This window comes from Streptomyces sp. URMC 126, from assembly GCF_051386555.1.
Taxonomy (GTDB): Bacteria; Actinomycetota; Actinomycetes; order Streptomycetales; family Streptomycetaceae; genus Streptomyces.
Genome location: NZ_JBPQTX010001077.1, coordinates 1 through 255, shown reverse-complemented (window position 1 = coordinate 255; position 255 = coordinate 1). Strand labels below are relative to the sequence as shown.

Here is a 255-nt window from a genome sequence, read left to right as displayed (position 1 = left end):
CAACGGGGCTGAGGACCTCTCTCGCGTCACTCTCATGAGCGACGGGGTCTCGGTGTACGAGTGCACTAATGACAACGAAGTCATTGACCTGCTGCATGGCGGGCAGGGGATGTTCGCTATTGCGCTAGGAGGGGTGTGGCGCGACGTTCAGGGAAGTCTTGCCGAACTGCCTAGCGAGCGTCTCAATCCGGTCGTGGACACTGAGCTCGACGAGTTCACTGCACGCAGAATCGCCAAGCACGCCTCCTGATTACG

1 pseudogene is annotated in these 255 nt (G+C 59.6%); it reads left to right on the top strand.

The features are described from left to right. Positions 1-250 (top strand): annotated as a pseudogene (locus ACSNOK_RS35160) (MerR family transcriptional regulator); the annotation flags it as partial. Between the last annotated feature and the right edge of the window lie 5 nt (positions 251-255).